The following is a 19,561-nucleotide window of genomic DNA, read 5'->3' on the forward strand; positions in this document are numbered from 1 at the left end:
ATGCCCATGGTCGAGCCGGAGTTCAGACACCCGGTCCAGCGCTTCGCGCACCGCACCGTGGACTTCCGCTCGCGCATCCTGCTGATGGCCGTGGTCAACCGCACCCCGGACTCCTTCTACGACGACGGCGCGACCTTCGCCCTGGATGCCGCGGTGAGCGCCGCCCGGCAGGCGGCCGAGGACGGCGCGGACTGGGTCGACGTCGGCGGGGTCCCGTTCTCCCCCGGACCGGAGCTGCCCCCGGCCGAGGAAGCCGACCGCGTGGTGCCGGTGATCGCCGCCCTGCGGTCCGGCCGCGGCCCCGCGACCACCGCGATCCTCTCCGCGGACACCTTCCAGCCGCTGGTGGCCGAGCGTGCCATCGCGGCCGGGGCCGACGTCGTCAATGACACCACCGGTCTGTTCCACCACGATCTCGGCCGCGTGGTGGCCGCCGGTGGCGCCCACCTGGTGATCACCCACTCCCTCGCCACGCCGCGCACCCCGGTGCCGTCGCCCCGCTACGACGATGTGGTGGCCGAGATCCGCGAGTACCTGCTGCGGCGGATCGACCTGGCCGTCTCCCTCGGGGTCCCGGAGGAGAAGATCATCGTGGACCCGGGTCACGACCTGAACAAGAACACGCGGCACTCCCTGGAGATCACCCGGCGCTTCGACGCCTTCGCCACCCTCGGATTCCCCGCCCTGGCGGCGGTGTCCAACAAGGACTTCATCGGCGAGACCCTGGACCAGCACAAATCGGCCCGGCTGGCGGGGTCCCTGGCGGCGGCCCAGGTGTGCGTCCTGAACGGTGCCCGCGTGGTGCGCATGCACCAGGTGGGGCCGTCGGTCTCGGCGATCCGGATGACCGAGGCCATCATGGGCTGGCGTGAGCCGCACCGACTGGAGCACAACATGCACGGACTCAACCGGGACGCTGGCCGCTCAGCGGGACCCGGGGATGCCGCCCACTGGGACGGCCGGGAACCGGCCTCCCCCGTGACCGAAGGAGTCAACCCATGAGAGCACTCGTCCATCCCTACCCCTCGGGCCTGGCCAGTCCAACCCTCACCGCGGACCTGACCGACGACGACCTCGTGGCGTTCTATGCCCCGCCCGGCCAGGACCAGCGCCGCGGGGACCTCTCGCGGGACGGCCTGTGGGTGCGCTTCAACTTCGTGTCCTCGGCCGACGGCGCGGCCACCGTCCACGGACGCTCCGATGGTCTCGGAACGCCGGCCGACCAGCGGCTCTTCGCCCTGCTCCGCCGGCCCGCGGACGTCATCCTTGTAGGGGCCGGGACCGTTCGTGCCGAAGGCTACGGCGGCGACCTGGTCTCCGCGGAGGATCGGGCCTGGCGTGAGGCCCGCGGGCTGCCCTCCCACCCTGCGGTCGCCCTGGTCTCCGGATCCCTCGACCTGGACCCGGAGAGCACCTTCTTCACCACGGCCCCGGTCCGGCCGCTCCTCCTCACCACCACCGGGGCCGACGCCGGCCGGCGGGCCGCGCTCGTCGAGGTCGCCGACGTCGTGGACTGCGGTTCGGATCAGGCCGAACCGGCCCGGATCCGCGCCGTGCTGGCCGAACACGGCCATCGGCTCGTGCACTCGGAGGGTGGACCCACGCTGCTCGGGGCCTTCACCGCCGCCGGGTTGGCCGACGAGCTGTGCCTGTCCCTCTCGCCACTGCTCGCCGGTGGTGCGGGCGGCCGGATCATCGGGGGCGCGGACCTGGCCAGCCCCGCCGGAATGGACCTCGTGGGCCTGCTCGAGGAAGACGGGGCGTTGTTCCTGCGGTACCGGGTGACGGCACCGTGACTCCCGCAGATTTCGGTGGCCGCTCGGCCTACGAGGTCCTCAGCGTCCCCTTCGACGCGGACACCGCCACGCTCAAGTCGGCCTGGCGGCGCGCGGCCCGCCGCACCCATCCGGACTATGGCGGGGACGCAGCAGAGTTCCGGCTGGTCAGCTACGCCTGGGAACTGGTCGGCACCCCTGAGTCCCGGCGCGAGTACGATCGCAGTTTCAGCGCCCGGGGCGGGTCGTCGCGGCCGGCCGGGCCGGCGTCGGGCCCCGCCTTCTCCACCCGGTCCGGGCGCGGCCGGTCCGCGGGCAGGGGCAGTGGAGGAGACCGCAACGGTGCCGGGACCATCACCTATGTGCCGTCGCTGGAGGACGAGATGGTGCTCGACCTGGCCCGCAGCTCCCAGCAGATCCACGGGGCACCCCGCAAGCGTGGCATCCTGCCGGCCGGCCACCGACTTGTGCGCGAGGCACGCACCATCCGCACGCTGCAGAACCATGTGCTCGGATCGCTGCCGGCCAGCCGCCTCGTGACCGGCCTGCACCTGACCTTCGGACGGCTCAACTCCGGGGCCATCGACCACGTGGTGCTGTGCGGGGACCGGCTGGCGGTGATCGGATCCATGCAGGTCCCCGAAGGGGTCTACCGGTGGGACGGGGCGGAGATGTGGCGCGGCGACCGACGCCTCTCACCGCCGTCCCTGGCCCCGGCGATGGTCGCCCTCCAGCGGGCCTTCCCGGACTGCAGCGTCGGCGGGTTCATCCTGGTCCTCGGCCCGGACGAGAATCCGCACGCCCCCGTCATCCAGCTGGAGCGCACACGCTCGGTGCTGGACTCGGACGCGGGATTCCTCACGGACCCGCCGGCCAACGCACTGCAGTTCAGCCGCGACGTGAAGATGTTCCTCGGCACCGGCCCGCTGTCCGGCACCGTGGACCGCCGGCTCCTGGCCCGGCTGCTCGGCGCGATGTACTGAGCCGTCGAGTACGCGGCCCCACTACTATGGGCCGGGTGCCTTCCGACTCCCCCGATCCCGTGTCCCGCCGGGCCGCGACGCCCGACGCCGTTCCGACCAACCCACATCTGGAGGCCCCGAGGGGCCCGGCCCCCGGCACCCCGGGGTTCAGGATCCTCCTGCACTCCCCGGAGATTCCGGGCAACACCGGTAACGTGATCCGGCTGGCGGCCATCACCGGGGCAGAGCTGCACCTGGTGGAACCGGTCGGCTTCGACTTCTCCGACGCCAAGCTCCGCCGAGCGGGCCTGGACTACCACGACCTCGCCGTGATGACCGTGCACCCGGACCTGGACACGGCGTTGGCGGCCCTGCTGCCGGCCCGGGTCTTCGCCTTCACGTCCGGTGGCGATCGCCTGTTCACAGACATCGACTACGGCCCCGGTGACGTCCTGATGTTCGGCCGCGAGTCCACGGGCCTGCCGGCCGAGGTCCTGAGCGATCCCCGGGTCACCTCCCGTGTGCGGCTGCCGATGCAGCCCTCCCGGCGGTCCTTGAACCTGGCCAACTCCGCCTCGATCGCGGTCTACGAGGCCTGGCGCCAGCACGGCTTCGCGGGCTCCGCCTGAGCTGTGGGCCACCCCGCGCTGTTTCCCTGCCGGCTTGCGCTGATCCCGCTGAATGCCGTTGGGTTCCGCTGATCCGTGCTGATCCCCGCTGATCCCCGCATTGCGGACCGGTCACGGTCCGCGTGGCATCAGGGCGGGGTGGCCCAGCGTTCCTATGCTGGAAGCACCATGAAGAAGAACGCTCCCGGTCTCCCCGATCGTCCGACCGTCCCGGAAGACGAGCCTGTCCCGTCGGCGACCTCGGCGACCTCGCCCGCAGCGACGGACCTCGGCCTCCCCGGCCTCGATGACCTGCTGCGACTGGCCGGCGAGGGCGACCAGGCCTCCTTCTCCGCGTTCTACGATGCCACGGCCCCTTGGGTCTACGGGTTGGCGTGCTCCATCTTCGCCTCCGAGGCCGACGCCGACGAGGCCACGGTGCTGACCTATGTCCGGGTCTGGGACGCCGCCCCGCACGAGCGGTTCGACGATGACTCCGTCCGCGCCCGTCACCGCTCGGTCCTGTGCTGGCTCGAGGTCCTGGCGCACGAGACCATGACGCGGTTGCTGCGCGAGGATGCGCTGCCAGAATACGGTGCCGGGCTGCTGCCGGACGGCGCCGGTGCTGCCGAGGGCGGTCACCGCCAGCCGACCACAGTGCTGTCCGTGCTGACCCCGGCCCAGTTCCAGGCGCTGGACCTGGCCTGGGCCGGGGGCCGGACCTACCGCCAGGTGGCGGAGGAACTCGGCATCGCCGTGCCCACCGTGAAGTCCCGGCTGCGGGACGCCGTCCAGCGCGTCTCCACGCGTTACCAGGAGAAGTTCCTCGGGCGGTCCAGTGAGGACGATCCGGTACTGCACCGTGCGGTCACCCCGGAGATCGCGGCCCGCACCGGCACCACGCGCAACTTCACCCTAAACCTGAGCCAGGACATGGAGAACGGCCTGGCCAAGGAGTGGGCCGACCTGGTGGCCCTCGATGCCGTGGCCGATCCCGAACGCGAGGAACTGGACCGTTTCCTCTCCCGTCAGGGCCCCGAGTTCACGACCTTGTGGCGTGCCCGGATCGAGGGAGCCCGCCGCACCGTCACGTGGGCGTTCCGCGGGTTGGCGCACGAACCGCCCTCGGAACTGCTCGACGAGCTGCTGCACCGGTTGCCGGCGCAGGACGTCGGCATGGGACTCGTGGACGGACTGGGGCCCTCCGAGTCTCCGGACCATGGGGGGACGCCCAAGCGCCCCGTGAAGAAGTGGATGCTCGTGGTGGCCTGGCTGCTGATCCTGGTCCTGGGCGTCTGGACCATCGTGCGGCTGATCGTGGGACCGGACATCGTCTCGGCAGTGGACAGCGCCGAGGATTCCTTCACCACCCGGGAGACCTCGCTCACGGACGGCGGTTCCATGCAGGGACACGTGTCCAAGGACCAGGACCTCGCGTACGTGACGTTCGCCGGCATGCCGTCCCCGGGCGAGGGCAACGTGTTCCAGTTGTGGCTGTTCCCCATCGACGGCTCGGCACCGCACAGTCTGGGCACCCACACGCTCGAGGACCTCCAGGACCCGGTCACCTTCCGCGGCGTCGAGCGATTCCGCGAACTCGTGGTCACCCTGGAGCCGGAGGGCGGCTCGGACACCCCGACGTCGGCCTCGCTGGGCAACGTCGACCTCGTCCACCAGGTGACACAAGGACCGATCTACGGCGGTCACCCGAACAGCACCCCGACGCCGCCCGAGGACGACGGCAGCGCCGGTGACGACGAAGGCGCCGGTGGCGACGAAGGTGACGAGGACTGACCCTCGCCTAGAACCCGCTGATCGTGGTGGGGTCGTTGACGCTGACCAGTTGGAAGGTCTCCACGAACCGGCGGCGGCCGTCGGCGGTGACTGCAGCGGTGGTCGCGGTGGGATGATCCGGCACGGACACCGTGTCGGCAGGGGCCTTCGAGTCCGCCGTTCCAGCGGCGGAAGGTGGGCCCGCTGCGGCGAGCCAGTCCCGGTGCAGCTGCTCCATGCCGTCCAGGACGAAGGCCTCCATCGCCGCCACGTCGGGGTGCTGCGAGGCGTGGAAGCGCAGGGCGGCCAGCTTGTCCTGTTCGAACCCGGTCACGTCCACGGCGAGGTTGGACCGGACCGCCGGGTGACAGTACACCACGAGCCACTTCAGGTGGAACGCCTCCAGCCCCCGCTCGGCCAGCTCCGGATAGGCGAAGGGGTTCTCCACCGCCGGGTAGCTCGCGCGGACGACCGCCTCACCGGCGGCGAGGTGGTCCGGATGGGACCGCTGCAGGCGGTCCCAGTCCCGTTCTGGGGACATGGTGAACACGGCGTCAGGCCGGTGACGGCGCATCGCCTCCACCACCTTGGCCATCACGGCGTGCGAGGGCTCCAGGTAGCCGTCCCGCTCCCCCAGGTACTCCACGTCCCGCACGCCCAGATGGGCAGCGGCCTCCCGTTGCTCCCGGTGCCGGCGCTCCGTCATGGTGTGCTGGTTCTCGGCCTCGAAGCCTCCCGCGTCCCCGTCCGTCATGACCACATAGGTCACCTCGACGCCGGCCCGCGTCAGCCCGGCGACCGTCGCGGCGGCTCCGAAGTCGAGGTCATCGGGATGGGCGCCGAAGGCCAGGACCTTCGTCCAGCCGTGGTCGGCAGCCAGTTCGGCAGGAGTCTTGAGAGGCATCGTCAGCGGCATCATGACCTCCATGGTGCCCTCTGTCGCTAGTCCTGGTTCGCATCCGAGACGAACGTGACCTCCGCAGACTGTTCCTCGCCGTCCCGGGTGAAGTGAACCGTCGCTGTTCCGCCCTCGGGATACTCACGCACCACGGCGGTCAGCGACTCGCTGTCCGCGACGGATCGGTCGCCGACGCCGGTGATGACGTCACCCTCCTCGATCCCAGCCTCGGCGGCCGGCGTGTCCGGAACCACCTCGACCACGCGGGCACCGGCGCTGAATCCGCCGGAGGACAGGGCGTTCTGTTCACTGGTACCGGTGCCACTGGCCTCGGCACTCGGCTCGGAACCGGCCGGGGTGGCGGGTTGGGGCGTCACGGATACGCCGAGGAAGCCGTGGGTGGCCTCTCCGTTCTCGATGATGTCCTGGGCCACGCGCTGGGCGTAGTCGACGGGGATGGAGAAGCCCACGCCGATGTTGCCGGAGGAATCCGAGCCCGAGGACCCGGCAGCGGAGGCGATCGCCACGTTGACGCCGATCAGCCGGCCCTGGGCGTCCACGAGCGCGCCGCCGGAGTTGCCGGGGTTGATGGCGGCGTCGGTCTGGATGACATTGATGAAGATCGATCCCTGGGCCTGCTGTTGCTGCTGCTCGGGGGCGGGAAACCCGGGGATCTCGAAGTCAGGTGCATCCTGGCTGCCGCCCTCCCCGCTGTCCTCGGGCACGGCCGAGGAGGACACGGAGATCGTGCGGTTCAGCTTGGAGACGATCCCGTCCGTGACGGTGCCGGAGAGTCCCAGGGGGGCACCGATGGCGATGGCGGAATCGCCCACGTTCAACTCAGAGGACTGCCCCATCTCGATGGGTGTCAGCCCCTCGGCGTCGATCTTGACGACGGCGAGGTCGGACTCCGGGTCGGTCCCGACGATGCTTGCGGTGTGCACCTCCCCGTCGGCGGTCTGGACGGTGATGTCGGCATCTCCGGCCTGTCCGCCCAGCGTCACCACGTGGGTGTTCGTGAGGATGTGCCCTTCGTTGTCGAGGATGACCCCCGAACCTGACCCGGAGGCCTGACCAGCCGAGACGGAGAGGGTCACCACGGACGGGGCCGCCTTGGCAGCCGCGGCCGTGACGGCGGTGGCATCCTCCGAGCGGTTGATGTCGAGGCCGTGGCCCTGCTCCTGGACGGAGCCCGTGCCGGCCGAGCCGGTGTTGTCGTCCGTGGCCGCGTTGACCCCGACGGCCACGCCGCCACCGGCCAGGCCGGCCACCAGCATGCCGGCGACGAGTGCACCGACGCCGACGGTGCGGCGCTTCCTCGCCGGGCCGGCGTCGTGATGATGTGCCTGGTGGGATGAGTCCGCGACAGGTGCGCCCGGTTCCGGCGCATCCGTGGCCTGGTCTGAGGCATCTGTGCGGGGTAGGGACTGGGTCTCATTCCAGCGGGGGTAGGGCTCCCTGCTGGCCGAGAGCGGCTCAGACGACCGGGCGGACGTCGGCGGGGTCTCAGGACGCGGCGGGACGGAAGGCGTCTCCCCGTGCTGCCCGCCGGTACCCTCGGTGCCGTTGTGGTCCGCTTCGTTCATGGTCGTCGTCCTTTCCTGCCGGAGCACCCGCCGTGGGTTGTCCGTCGTCGTGGTCGGTCAGGCCGCTCGGGCCGCACCGCACCGTCTATCCTGCCGCTCGATCCTGTCTGCGGGGATCGTGTTCGCTGGACGAATCCTGAGTGCATGCTCGACGGTTCGCCGACGGCGCACACGTCTTCATGGCGAACGTCCGGAAACGCCCCATAGACTTCTGCTAGCAGCCACCATCCCACGTGTACCCCTGAAGGGTGATCCATGAAGTCCCAGGCCCCTGCGGTGCAACCGCGCCGTCTCTCCCCCGCCGTCCTGGCCTCGAGTGCCCTGCTGGCCTCGGGACTGACCATGGCCGGCGGACTGGCCCTCGCCGAGGCGGCCCGGGCCGAGGCCCCCGTGGACATCCCCCCGCGTACCTTCGTGGTGGACGAGGCCGAGGTGCTGACCTCCGCCCAGGAGCAGGAGATCACCCAGGCCATTAACGACCTGCGCACCGAGGAGGGGCAGAACCTCTTCGTGGTGTACGTGGACGAGTTCACGGATGAGGCCGGTCAGACCATGGATCCCAGCGAGTGGGCGTTCGAGGTGACACAGGCCAACTCGATGGGGTCCACCGATTCCCTCCTGGCCGTGTCCGTGGAGTCAGGCGATTACCGCTATGGCGCCGACCAGGCCAACAGCATCTATCCGCTGCAGAACGAGATCATCCAGGAGTACGTCGCCCCGGAGCTGCCGTCCGTGGGCGAGGACGACTGGGAGGCGGTGGCGCTCTCGACGGTGAACGGGATCGTGGACGCCGCCGACGGCCAGGTCTCCGGATCCTCCACGTCGGGTGAGGGCGGCGGGGCCGGCGGCTGGATCGCCGGCGGCGTGGCGGTGGCCGCCCTCGCCGGCGGCGGCTACGCCCTGATGCGCCGCAACAAGTCCAAGGCGGAGCAGCAGGGTCAGCCCGCCCGCGGGGCGCAGGGGCCGAAGGACCCCCTCGATGAGATGTCCGTCAAGGATCTGCGCACCAAGGCCGGCTCCATGCTCATCGGCGCCGATGACGCGATCCGGTCCTCCGAGCAGGAGGTCGGCTTCGCTATGGCCTCCTACGGCGAGCGGTCGGTGGAGACCTTCACGAAGGACATCGAGACCGCCAAGGACCACATGCGCGAGTCCTACAAGCTGCAGAACCAGCTGGACGATCACATCCCGGACACCGAGGAGCAGCAGCGCGCCTGGCTCAAGGACATCATCGCCCGGTGCCAGGCCGTCAACGAGTCTCTCTCCGCCCACACCCGGGAGTTCGACGAGCTCCGCGACCTGGAGAAGAACGCCGGCGTCGCCCTGGAGTCCCTCAACGCCCGTGCCGACGAGGTGGCGGACACGGTGGCCCGGGCCGAACAGGAACTCGTTGACCTGCACCACCGGTACGCGGACGTGGCGCTGGCCGAGGTCAACGACAACGCCACCCAGGCCAGGGAGCGCCTGGAGTTCGTCCGCTCCGCCGCTCAGAAGGCCCAGGAGTCCCTGAACGCCTCCGACCCCTCCACCGCTGTGCTGGCGATCCGGGCCGGCGAGGAGGCCGTGGCCCAGACCACCACCCTGGTGGAGGCCGTGGCCAAGGCCCGCCAGCACCTGGAGGTCGCCATGGAGAACCTGCAGACCGGCGTCAACCAGTCCCAGCAGGACCTCGCCCAGGCCCAGGCCCTCGTGGAGGCCGGCCAACACACCGAGCTGGCCGGGCCGGCGGCCGGTCTGCAGCAGACCCTGTCCCGCGTGAGATCAGAGATCGCCGCAGGCCGGCCGGCCCCCTTCCGACTGTTGCAGTCATTGGAGCAGGCCCACCGCCAGCTCGACGCACCCCTGTCCGGTATCCGGGACCGTCAGGAGCAGGAGCGTCGGGCCGCCTCCGCGCTCCAGTCCACCATCCGGCAGGCCCAGGCTCAGATCGATGGCACCCAGGACTTCATCGCGGCCCGCCGCGGTGCCGTGGGCAGCCAGGCCCGGACCAAGCTGGCCGAGGCGGAGCGGACCCTTCAGGACGCCGTCCGGCTCTCGGGACAGGACCCGGTGACCGCCTTGAACCTGGCGAACCAGTCCAGTTCCCTGGCGGACCGCGCCAGCCAGCTGGCCCAGCAGGACCTCAATCAGTGGGGCGGCTACGCCGGCGCCGGTGCCGGCTACGGCGGCCGTGGTGGTTATGGCGGGGGCGGGGGCGGCGGCTTCGGTGCCGGGCTCGGCGGGGCCATCCTCGGCGGCATCCTCATGGGCGGCATCCTCGGCGGGGACAATGACCACGGCGATTGGGGCGGCGGCGGCTTCGGAGGCTTCGGCGGTGGCGGCGGCCTCGGCGGCGGGGACTTCGGCGGCGGTGGCTTCGGCGACTTCGGTGGCGGTAGCTTCTAGGAACGGACCAGAGGGCGACACGGTCCACAGATTTTCCGGTGCCGCGAGGTGCCGGGCCCAACGCCCGTCAGCGGGACACGGGAGACGGAGCTCCGGAAAACCCCGGGGCCCTCACGGAATGAGCGGAAGGCGACAACGTGGTAAAGCAGTCCATATTCGGCCGAATTGCAACCCTGGCCAAGGCCAACATCAACTCGATGCTGGACAAGGCCGAAGACCCGCAGAAGATGCTGGACCAGATGGTCCGTGACTACACCAACAGCATCTCCGAGGCTGAGGCCGCCGTGGCCCAGACCATCGGCAACCTGCGCATGATCCAGGACGACTACAACGAGGACCTGGACGCCTCCAAGAGCTGGGGCCAGAAGGCCCTGGCCGCCTCCTCCAAGGCTGATCAGTTCCGCACCGCCGGTGACACGGCCTCCGCGGACAAGTTCGACAACCTGGCCAAGGTCGCCATCGAGCGCCAGATGGATTCCGAGAAGTCTGCCAAGGCTGCGGAGCCGACCATTGCCTCGCAGACCGAGATCGTGGCCAAGCTCAAGGACGGCTTGGACAAGATGAACGACAAGCGCCGCCAGCTGGTCTCCAAGCGGGACGAGCTGACCGCGCGCGCCAAGTCCGCCCAGGCACAGTCCGCGGTGCACGACGCCGTGAAGTCGATCGACATCATGGACCCCTCCTCCGAGGTCAACCGCTTCGAGGAGAAGGTCCGCCGTGAGGAGGCCCGCGTGCGGGGCCAGAACGAGCTGGCCGCCTCGTCCCTGGACGCCCAGTTCGAGTCCCTCGAGGACCTGGGCGAGCAGACTGAGGTCGAGGCCCGCCTTGCCGCGCTGAAGGCTGGTGGGACCCAGTCCCTGACCGCCGGCAACGCCACAGATACCGGCGAGAACGAGCTGGACTACTCCGAGGGTGCCACCACCCAGTCCAACTGATTCCGGTACCCGGCTCCGGGATCACCGGCCCGGACTACGACGCCGGCCCCTCCCCTTCCCCGTGCCCGCCAGGGACAGCGGCTGGAAGGTGAGGGGCCGGCGTCGTGGTCCAGACAGCAGAAAACCCCCGAACCAATGGTTCGGGGGTTTTCCCTTCTCGTTGCGGGGGCAAGATTTGAACTTGCGACCTCCGGGTTATGAGCCCGGCGAGCTACCGAACTGCTCCACCCCGCGGCGACTCCTATGACTATACGGGGGTCACTGCCGGAAAGCCAAATCGAGGCCACCGTGATGTCCACCACCGGCCAGTCCCCGTTCATCTGGCCTCCACCGCTCGGTCATCGGCCCGTCCTCGAACGGGTGCGGTGGCCCCACAGGACTGACCGCCCACCACCGGATGCAGCAGGGGCCGCCGCCCGGAGTGATCCGGACGGCGGCCCCTGCTGCATGGGATGAGGCGGGGTCGAAGGGTCAGCCCTCGGTGCCCTCCTCGGCCGGCGGCTCGGTCTGCTCAGCCTGCTCACCGTCGGCAGGTGCCTCAGCACCCTCCTCGGCCTCGCCACGGATGGCCTCGTCGGCCTCCAGCGCTCGGGACAGCGCCTCGTTCAGGCGGGTCTGGGCCTCACCATATGCCGTCCAGTCACCATTGGCCATGGCCTCCTCGGAAGCCTGGATGGCCTCGTTGGCGTCGGTCAGGGCCTGACCGAGTTGCTCCTGTTGACTCTGGGTCTCAGGAACTTCCGGTTGCGAACCAGGTTCACCACCCGGCTCCGCCTCCGGGTCCTCCCCGTCCGCCGTCTGGGCACCGGAATCGCCCCCGAACACCTGGTCCAGGGCCTCCTCGAGCGTGCTGGCGAAACCGACCTCGTCACCGTAGGACACGAGGACCCGGCGCAGCGTCGGGTAGGACGTCGGACCGGTGGACTGGATGTAGACCGGCTGGACATACAGGATGCCGTCAGCAACGGGCAACGTGATCAAGTTGCCGTTGATGACCTCCGACGCGCCCTGACGCAACAGGTTCAGTTCCTGGGAGACCTGAGCGTTGGAGTCGAAGTTCGCCTGAGCCTGGCCCGGACCGGGGATCGCCGTCTGGCGGGGCAGTTCCAAGAGCTGGATGTGCCCATAGCCCTCGGCCTTCTGGCCGTCCTCGCCGGTTCCCGCGTCACCGTTGGCGGACAGGAAGCCGTAGAGCACGTTGCGCTGCTGAGCGCCCTGGGTGATCTGCGGGATGTATGTGCTGGTCAGCGAGAAGGCCGGCTCATCCTTGCCCGGCATACGCAGGGTCATGTAGTACGGCGGTACCTTGACCGTGCCGTCGTCCTGGGTCGGATCGGCCGGCACGGACCACGCGTCGTTGTTCTCGTAGAAGTCCACCGGGTTGGTCACGTGGTAGCGGCCAAGCAGTTCCCTCTGGACCTTGAACATGTCCTCGGGGTACCGCACATGGTCCATGAGTTCGGCGCTCATCTCCGAGTACGGCTGCAGCGAGGTCGGGTAGACCTTCTGCCAAGCCTTCAGCAGAGGGTCCTCCTCGTCCCAGGCGTACAGGCTAACCGAGCCGTCATAGGCGTCCACGGTGGCCTTGACGGAGTTGCGCATGTAGTTCACCTGGCCGGACAGATTGGCGTTGGCGTCCGTGTTCAGGCCGTCCCGGGTCGCCGAGTCCAGTTGCTGGGCGGTGGAGTACGGGAATTTATCCGAGGTGGTGTACCCCTCCACGATCCACTGCACGCGGCCGTCCACGATGGCCGGGTAGGCATTGGAGTCCACGGTCAGATACGGCGCGACCTTCTGGACGCGCTCGATCGGACTGCGGTCATAGAGGATCTGTGACTCGGAGTTCACGTCCGAGGACAACAGGATCTCCGTGGAACCGAACTTGATGGCGTAGACCAGCTGGTTGAAGAAGCTGCCTACGGACGGACCGCCCTCACCGGTGAAGGTATAGGTGGTGTCCTGGTCACTGGCGGCATCCTGCGGACGGTCACGCTCGCGCTCCGGGGCCCCCTCCGGCGCGCCCACGATCGAGTAGCTCGGGGAGTTCATGCCGAAGTAGATGCGCGGCTCATAGGTCTCATCGCTGCCCAGGGCGCCCGAGGTCGGGATCCCGGAGAGCAAAAAGGACGGGCGTCCTCCGGCGGCCACCTCGGAGGCGTCCGCGGCCACCAGGCCGTAGCCGTGGGTGTAAGTGATGTGCTGGTTCACCCAGGACGAGGCGGGGTCCACGTTGACGTCACGGACCGAGATGATGGTGTCCTGGGATTCTCCCTCCACGTCGTAGCGGTCCACGTGCAGGGTCTCCGGGAAAGCGTAGTACGGGCGGAATTGCTGCAGCTGTCCGAACGTCCGCGAGAGCAGGTTCGGGTCCATCAGGCGGATGTTCTCGGTGTTGTCCGCTTCCTCGGCCAGGCTTCCGGGCTCGGCGTCGGTGGCACCGGCGTAGTCGGTGGACTCCACGTCGGCCAGACCGTAGGCCTCGCGGGTGTGCTCGATGTTGCGGTTGATGTAGTCCTGCTCCAGCGTCACCTCGGAGGGCCTGACCTGGTACTCCTGGATGAGGAAGGGATAGGCGGCACCGGCCACGATCGCGGCGATGACCAGGCCAGCCGCGCCGACCAAGGAGATCCGCCACTTGCCGGTGATGGCCGTGACGATGAACAGGATGGCCACCAGGGCAGCCGCTACCGCGAGGATCGTCGAGGTCGGGATCACGGCGTTGACGTCGGTGTACATGGCACCGGCCCAATTGCCGTTCTGCGACTGCAGGGTGCGGTAGCGGTCCAGCCAGTAGTTGCCGCCCTGCAGCACGAGGAACAGGGCCACGAAGACGCCCAGGTGGATGCGGGCGGGCGATTCGATGACGACCCCGCCCTGCTCCTTCACCCGGATGCTGCCGTAGAGATAGTGGACGAGCAGTCCGGCGATGCCGGCGATCAGCACGACCGAGACCAGGAATCCGACGATCAGACCGAGGAACGGCAGGGTCGCCATGTAGAACATGAAGTCCAGGCCGAACTCCGGGTCCACCTGGCCGTAGGGCTCCTGGTTGAAGAACAGCAGCACGTCCTGCCACCCGTTCATGGCGGCGGAACCGGCGAAGAAGCCGATCACCACGGGGATGCCGATGAACACCAGGCGGCGCATGGGCTCGAGCTGCTTCTGGTACTGCGCGAGGGAATCACGGGTCTGGCTCTGCACGTTCTGGGGCCGAGACCTCCACGCCAGCCACATGGACAGCCACACGGCGGCCCCCATGAACACACCGCCGATCGCGAACAGCGCGGCACGGGTCCAGATCTCGGTCCAGAACACCTCGGAGAAGTCCACCTGGTTGTACCAGAGGACATCGGCATAGACACCCGCGAAGAACATGAAGGCGACCACGAGCACGGCCAGGACGACGATGGTGAGCACCAGCGCCGAGGGGCGGCGGGAGCCGGCGGGGCGTCCTGCCGGGGAATCACCGCCGCGGTCGGCCGGCTGCCCCGGACCACCGGGACCACCGGGACCTCCCGGTCCGCCGCTTCCCGGGCCACCGAACAGGCCGCCGGAGCCCCCTGTTCCGCGGTCGTTGCCGCGTCCATCGTCCGGTCCTCCGAAGAGACCGCCAAACCCTTGTCCGAAACTCACGTGTCCTTACCCATCTGCGCCCTGGCGCCGGTCGTGTCCTGCACTGCGTTGGCGGCCCTGTGTGGCCACCGAAGTCCCTGGTCTTGCATTGTCCCTACGTGTTCTGCGTTCTACCGCGCTGTGGCGCGCCGTGCTCACTCTTCGCTGCCCCGATCAGCCGCAGGTCGGTGCCTGCGGCGTTTCACCACTCCCCACGGTCTCGACCACGGTCCGGGCCTGTTCGAGGGTGGTCACCGAGTAGACCTCGATCGCCTCGGGGACGCTGCCCGCCAGCTCGGCACAATTGCCCGCCGGTGCCAGGAAATGACGGGCTCCGCCAGCCTGTGCGCCCGCGACCTTCTGCACTATCCCGCCGATCTCCCCGACCGTCCCATCCGGATCGATCGTCCCGGTACCCGCGATGTGCTGGCCGCCAGCCATGGCCCCGGGGGTCAGCTCATCGACGATCCCGAGTGCGAACATCAGCCCAGCGCTCGGACCGCCGACGTTCTCCAGCGTGATCGCCACGTCCAGCGGGAACTCGAAGTCCGAGTCCAGGAAGACGCCCATCAGCCACTCCCCCTCGGCCCCCTCGTAGACGGGGACCTCGACGGTGCGCTCCTGGCCGTCCCGGACGATGCCGAGTTCAATCGGTTCACCGCCGGAGTCGTTGAGCCGGTTCTTCAGCCCCTCGAGCCCGGTGACCTCGATTCCGTCCGCCGTGACCAGTTGGTCCTCCGGCTGCAGCAGGTCGGTCGCCTGGGAGTCATCGGTGAAGCCGGCGACGAACAGGGTCTGCCGGTAGTCGATGCCCAGGTTCTCGAGCGCCGCGGCCACGGCCCAGCTCTGGGAGGTGGCCATGGCCGCCGAATTCTCCGCGTTGACCTCCTCAGAGGTGGTCCCGGAGGGGTAGACGAGTTCCTGGGGGATGACGGATGCGGTCGGATTGACCCAGCTGCTCATCACGTCCAGGAACGTCGTCCAGCCAGTCGGAGGCCCGGACACGTACACCGTGGTCAGATCCAGGTTGCCGTCCGTCGGGTACGTCTCGGCACCGTTGACGGTGATCACCGGCTCACCCTCGAACTCGCCGATGGTGTTGAAGGTCGGTCCGGGCGACTCGATGATGAACGGGCTGGGCAGGGCAACTGCGGTCAGGGTCAGGAGACCGGCCACGGCACCGGCCACGGCGGTGATGCGGCGACGGCGGCGACCGGCGTGGGCGCGACGCGTCCAGGCCTTGAGGTCAGTGGCGTCACTCAGGTGGGGCGCATCAGCCGGTGGCTGGTCCGCGGACGGGGTCACGGAACCGGGCACGTCCGACGGCGACGACGGCGGGTGTCCGGTCTCTGACACGTCAGGGCACCTGTTCTTCACGAAAACTGCCCCGGGACGATGGGTCCAACGAGCCGCGGGCAGAGGCGTACGGCCCGCTGCCCGGGCCGCTCTGGTCTTCGTCCATTCTAGGGGGTCTGCGCGCGGGGTGTGGCGCGGGACGCAATGCCCCTGTGCGCCCAGAGTGAACCGGTGGATTCACTGCGGACACGGTCAGGGCTCGCCGATACGCTGGTGGACATGACGAATCCCCCGAACGGCCCCGGTCCCCACGACGGCGAAGACCCGCTGTCCGACATGCTCCGCCGCATGTTCGGCGAGGGTGGGCCCGATCCCGAGGAACTGCGCCGTGCCCTCGGACAGATGGGCGGCGCCGATGGTGCTGGCGGCCCCGGGGGCCTTCCGTTCGACCCCTCCCAGCTGGATCCGGCCATGATGAGCCAGATGATGCAGCAGTTCCAGGCCATGATGCAGTCCTCGCCCGAGGATGGCCCGGTGAATTGGACCCTGGCCCGGCAGTCCGCGCGCCAGGCCGCCGCCGGGCAGGACCCGACTGTCGGAACCTTCGCCCGGCGTGAGATCGACGAGGCGCTGCGGCTGGCGGAACTCTGGTTGGACGGTGCCACCGAGATCGAGTCCACCGGCCTGCTCGGCAAGGCCTGGTCCCGTGCCGAATGGGTCGAGGCGTCCATGGACACCTGGCAACGACTCACCGAGCCCGTTGCCGTCTCCATGTCCGAGGCCATGTCCCGGGCCATGAGAGACCAGCTGCCGGGCCAGGTTCCCGAGGAGATGCAGGGCATGCTGGACGGCATGCAGCCGATGCTGCAGAACATGGGAGGCACCATGTTCGGCCTCCAGCTGGGCCAGGCCGTCGGCGCCCTCGCCCAGGAGGTCCTCTCCGGAACCGACTCTGGCTTCCCGGTGGCCGGGCACCAGTTGGCCATGGTCCCGGTGAACATCGAGGAGTTCGGAGACGGGCTCGAGGTCCCGGACGATCAGATCCGCATCTACCTGGCCCTGCGGGAAGCGGCCCGCATGCGCCTGTTCGTGCACTCCCCCTGGCTGGAACGGGACCTGTACGCGGCGATCGAGCAGTATGCCTCGGGCGTGCACATCGACATGTCCAAGATCGAGGAGGCGGCCCGGTCCATCGACCCGTCCGATCCGGAGTCCATGCAGGAGGCCTTCGCCGGGGCGTCGTTCATCCCCGAGCCCACCGGAACGCAGAAGGCGGCACTGGAGCGCCTCGAGTTGACCCTCGCACTGATCGAGGGCTGGGTGGACGTGGTGGTCACCGAGGCCGCCAAGCCCCTGGACGCGGCAAATGCCCTGCGGGAGACCATCAATCGGCGCCGGGCCACCGGTGGCCCGGCGGAGCACGCCTTCGGCACCCTGGTCGGCCTGGACCTGCGTCCACGCCGGCTGCGTGAGGCGGCCACGCTCTGGGAGAAGATCGGCGAGGCCAACGGCCGCGAATACCGCGACACCATCTGGCGCCATCCCGACCTGCAGCCCACGGCCGAGGACCTGGACGACCCGGACGGCTACGTCACCCGGCGCGAGACCCGCGAACAGGAGTCGGCCGGCCTGGACGACGAGCTGCGCAGACTCCTCGAGGGCGGGTTCGACGGCGACGGCACCTCTCGGGACGACACGAAGTAGGGCAGAAGCAGGGGTACCGGCTGGTCAACGGACCAGTCAGTCGTCCATATCGCCGGTGTCCGGTTCACCGCTGTCCGGCTCTCCGTCCGGCCCTGTCAGGCCCCGCCCGGTCGCGTGGCTGACGCCGTTGAGGAAGGCCATGGCCTCCTTCTGCCGCGGATAGCGTTCCGCCATCGCGTGGAACGCCGCCGAGTGGTCACCGTGCTTCAGGTGCACGAGTTCATGGACGAGTACGCCGTCCAGCACCCACCCGGGCATCCCCGCCACCTCGGCGGCGATGCGGATGCGGCCCGTCGTCGGTGTGCACGAACCCCAGCGGCGCTGCTGGCGGGTGGACCACACCACCTCGCTTGGATCCACCTCGCCGCCCAGCCAGGTGCGGGCCAGTTTCCGGGCGCGGGCCAGCAGGTCCCCGTCCGAGTCGGGACCCGCCGGTTGCCGTGAGGCCACCTTCTTCAGCATCCGGCGCGCCCAGTCCCGTTCCGCTTCGGCGCCCAGGCCCATCGGCACCGAGACCTGGACCCGGCCGTCACGCCAGGCAGCGGAGATGGTGCGGGTACGTCGCGAGGACCGCACGATCCTCACGAACGTGCCATCCACCTCCAGGTCCTCGATCTCCCGCCCGGGGCCGCCGGGCCCCGACGCACGACGACGGCCGGTCCCGGACGCAGTGCGGGCCGGGGTTCGCGTGGAAGGCCGGGCATCGGGCCGTGAGGACGTCATGGTCCCATTCTGCCGCTCCCTCCGCCAGGGTGCGGACATCGACTCCCCCTTGTGGATAACCTCACGCGCCGGACCGACGTTGGTGCCACGATGAGACGGCGGCCCCGTTCCGGAGGCGGACCCGACCGGCGCAGACCATCCCGCTTTCACCGTGGGGGGCCGTCCGACGACTTCCGGCCGTCCACCCCTGATGAAAGAGGATTCCATGCGTCTCGATCCCGGGCTCACGCTGCTCCAGATCGCCGAGGACACCGTTCAGATCGGCTCGGGAACGCGCTCTACCCAGCTTTCCGGCTGCTCAGCGGCCGCGGTCGAGTACCTGCAGCGGCTCGTCGACGGGATCCCTGCCGGACAGGAGGCGGACGCCGCCCGCTGTTGCGGCCTGGATCCGGCCGTTGCCCGGGACCTGGAGTCGTCCCTGGAGGACTTCCTGCGGTGGCATGATCCGCCCGCGCGCGCCGGCGCGGGCCATGCCGCCGACCTGCTTGCCGACGATCTGGCGATGGCGCTGGCCCTGGACGCGGCGCCCACCGGCACCGATGGAACTGGTGACACTGACGGCATTCATGGTGCCCCTGGCAATCGCGGCACCGAGGCACTGGAGCGCGTGTCCGAGGTCTTGGACCGCCGTCAGGGCATCCAGGTCCAGATCCTGTGACTGGGGCGCACCGGGTCCGTCATCGCCCGGGTCCTGGCCGCCGCCGGCATCGGCCGGCTGGCGGTGTGGGATCCGCAGGCGGTGACGGCCGCGGATCTCGGTACCGCCTACCTGGCCCCAGACCTCGGCCGGAGCCGGCCCGTCGCGTTGGGACGGCGCGTGGACGACGCCGGCCTCGGCACCGTGGTCCTGCCACTCACCTCCCCCGTACGCCCGGGCCCCGGGGGCGCCCTCACGATCAGCGTCACCCGGGGTGCCGCGGACTATGACTACATCGCTCTCGCCCGCACGGCCGACCATCCGGTGTTGCCGGTGGTGATGCGGGACGACGACGCACTCATCGGCCCCTGGTTCGTGCCTGGTCAGGGCCGGTGTCCCCTGTGCTGGGACCTCGCGGCCCGGGATGCGGACCCGGCTCGGAACCGGCGGACCGCAGCCCTCCTGGGACAACGGGCCGGCCGTGAGGACGTGGCCGTGGCGACGACCGCCGGCGCCCTGGCGGCCCGCCAGGTGATCCGATGGGCTGAGACGGGAACCGCCCCGGCGGGTGCGGTCCTGCACGTGCACGGAGACGGCAGCCGGATCGACACGCTCACGGTTGCCACCCACCCGGAGTGCGGGTGTACCACCTCCGGATGACACTGTC

The 19,561-nt window shown here is 69.6% G+C and carries 15 protein-coding genes and 1 tRNA gene; 10 read left to right on the plus strand and 6 right to left on the minus strand.

The window, feature by feature from the left end; all coding sequences use genetic code 11:
- The 5 genes from folP (at window position 1) to ACFFIO_RS05470 (ending at window position 5,139) form a co-directional block, all read left to right on the plus strand.
- Window positions 1-1,002 (plus strand): dihydropteroate synthase, encoded by a 1,002-nt coding sequence (gene folP, locus ACFFIO_RS05450; RefSeq protein WP_378040576.1) that lies wholly within the window; start codon window positions 1-3, stop codon window positions 1,000-1,002.
- Window positions 999-1,796, plus strand: a complete 798-nt coding sequence (locus ACFFIO_RS05455; RefSeq protein ID WP_378040577.1) for a pyrimidine reductase family protein — start codon at window positions 999-1,001, stop codon at window positions 1,794-1,796. Before folP ends, ACFFIO_RS05455 begins: the two co-directional genes overlap by 4 nt.
- Entirely contained in the window at window positions 1,793-2,758 is a 966-nt protein-coding gene (locus ACFFIO_RS05460; protein WP_378040578.1) for a J domain-containing protein, read from the plus strand. Before ACFFIO_RS05455 ends, ACFFIO_RS05460 begins: the two co-directional genes overlap by 4 nt.
- A 107-nt stretch (window positions 2,759-2,865) precedes the next feature.
- On the plus strand, window positions 2,866-3,366 hold the full coding sequence (locus ACFFIO_RS05465) for a tRNA (cytidine(34)-2'-O)-methyltransferase (RefSeq protein ID WP_378040730.1): 501 nt from the start codon (window positions 2,866-2,868) through the stop codon (window positions 3,364-3,366).
- A 168-nt stretch (window positions 3,367-3,534) separates the two neighbouring features.
- Window positions 3,535-5,139 (plus strand): anti-sigma factor domain-containing protein, encoded by a 1,605-nt coding sequence (locus tag ACFFIO_RS05470; RefSeq protein ID WP_378040579.1) that lies wholly within the window; start codon window positions 3,535-3,537, stop codon window positions 5,137-5,139.
- A 7-nt stretch (window positions 5,140-5,146) separates the two neighbouring features.
- Here the strand turns inward: ACFFIO_RS05470 and ACFFIO_RS05475 are convergent, their stop codons facing one another.
- Both ACFFIO_RS05475 and ACFFIO_RS05480 read right to left on the minus strand, forming a co-directional pair.
- Window positions 5,147-6,037, minus strand: a complete 891-nt coding sequence (locus tag ACFFIO_RS05475; RefSeq protein WP_378040580.1) for a PIG-L deacetylase family protein — start codon at window positions 6,035-6,037, stop codon at window positions 5,147-5,149.
- 23 nt (window positions 6,038-6,060) lie between these two features.
- On the minus strand, window positions 6,061-7,602 hold the full coding sequence (locus ACFFIO_RS05480) for a S1C family serine protease (protein WP_378040581.1): 1,542 nt from the start codon (window positions 7,600-7,602) through the stop codon (window positions 6,061-6,063).
- A 255-nt stretch (window positions 7,603-7,857) separates the two neighbouring features.
- Here ACFFIO_RS05480 and ACFFIO_RS05485 point away from each other — a divergent pair, with 255 nt between their 5' ends.
- The gene (locus ACFFIO_RS05485; RefSeq protein ID WP_378040582.1) at window positions 7,858-9,987 is read left to right on the plus strand and encodes a TPM domain-containing protein; all 2,130 of its coding nucleotides are present in this window, start codon (window positions 7,858-7,860) and stop codon (window positions 9,985-9,987) included.
- 137 nt (window positions 9,988-10,124) lie between these two features.
- A complete protein-coding gene (locus ACFFIO_RS05490) occupies window positions 10,125-10,922 on the plus strand; it encodes a PspA/IM30 family protein (protein ID WP_378040583.1) in 798 nt (265 codons plus the stop codon).
- A 160-nt stretch (window positions 10,923-11,082) separates the two neighbouring features.
- On the opposite strand, the gene ACFFIO_RS05495 is transcribed toward ACFFIO_RS05490, so the two are convergent.
- The 3 genes from ACFFIO_RS05495 to ACFFIO_RS05505 all read right to left on the minus strand — a co-directional run bounded on the left by ACFFIO_RS05495 (window position 11,083) and on the right by ACFFIO_RS05505 (window position 15,890).
- Window positions 11,083-11,156: transfer RNA gene (locus ACFFIO_RS05495), tRNA-Met, on the minus strand.
- A 237-nt stretch (window positions 11,157-11,393) separates the two neighbouring features.
- Window positions 11,394-14,555 carry a UPF0182 family membrane protein gene (locus tag ACFFIO_RS05500; protein ID WP_378040584.1) on the minus strand — a complete coding sequence of 1,054 codons (3,162 nt, stop codon included), beginning with the start codon at window positions 14,553-14,555 and terminating at the stop codon, window positions 11,394-11,396.
- A 153-nt stretch (window positions 14,556-14,708) separates the two neighbouring features.
- On the minus strand, window positions 14,709-15,890 hold the full coding sequence (locus ACFFIO_RS05505; RefSeq protein WP_378040585.1) for a YlbL family protein: 1,182 nt from the start codon (window positions 15,888-15,890) through the stop codon (window positions 14,709-14,711).
- Between the two features lie 219 nt (window positions 15,891-16,109).
- On the opposite strand from ACFFIO_RS05505, the gene ACFFIO_RS05510 reads away from it, so the two are divergent.
- Complete coding sequence (locus ACFFIO_RS05510) at window positions 16,110-17,534, plus strand: zinc-dependent metalloprotease (RefSeq protein ID WP_378040586.1); 1,425 nt, start codon at window positions 16,110-16,112, stop codon at window positions 17,532-17,534.
- 36 nt (window positions 17,535-17,570) lie between these two features.
- Here ACFFIO_RS05510 and ACFFIO_RS05515 read toward each other — a convergent pair whose 3' ends face one another.
- Window positions 17,571-18,257 (minus strand): M48 metallopeptidase family protein, encoded by a 687-nt coding sequence (locus ACFFIO_RS05515; protein WP_378040587.1) that lies wholly within the window; start codon window positions 18,255-18,257, stop codon window positions 17,571-17,573.
- 205 nt (window positions 18,258-18,462) lie between these two features.
- On the opposite strand from ACFFIO_RS05515, the gene ACFFIO_RS05520 reads away from it, so the two are divergent.
- The gene (locus ACFFIO_RS05520) at window positions 18,463-18,915 is read left to right on the plus strand and encodes a hypothetical protein (RefSeq protein ID WP_378040588.1); all 453 of its coding nucleotides are present in this window, start codon (window positions 18,463-18,465) and stop codon (window positions 18,913-18,915) included.
- Window positions 18,916-18,996: 81 nt separating this feature from the next.
- Complete coding sequence (locus ACFFIO_RS05525) at window positions 18,997-19,554, plus strand: hypothetical protein (protein WP_378040589.1); 558 nt, start codon at window positions 18,997-18,999, stop codon at window positions 19,552-19,554.
- Window positions 19,555-19,561 lie beyond the last annotated feature (7 nt).

The sequence above is a fragment of the Citricoccus parietis genome, from assembly GCF_042433045.1.
Taxonomy (GTDB): Bacteria; Actinomycetota; Actinomycetes; order Actinomycetales; family Micrococcaceae; genus Citricoccus; species Citricoccus parietis.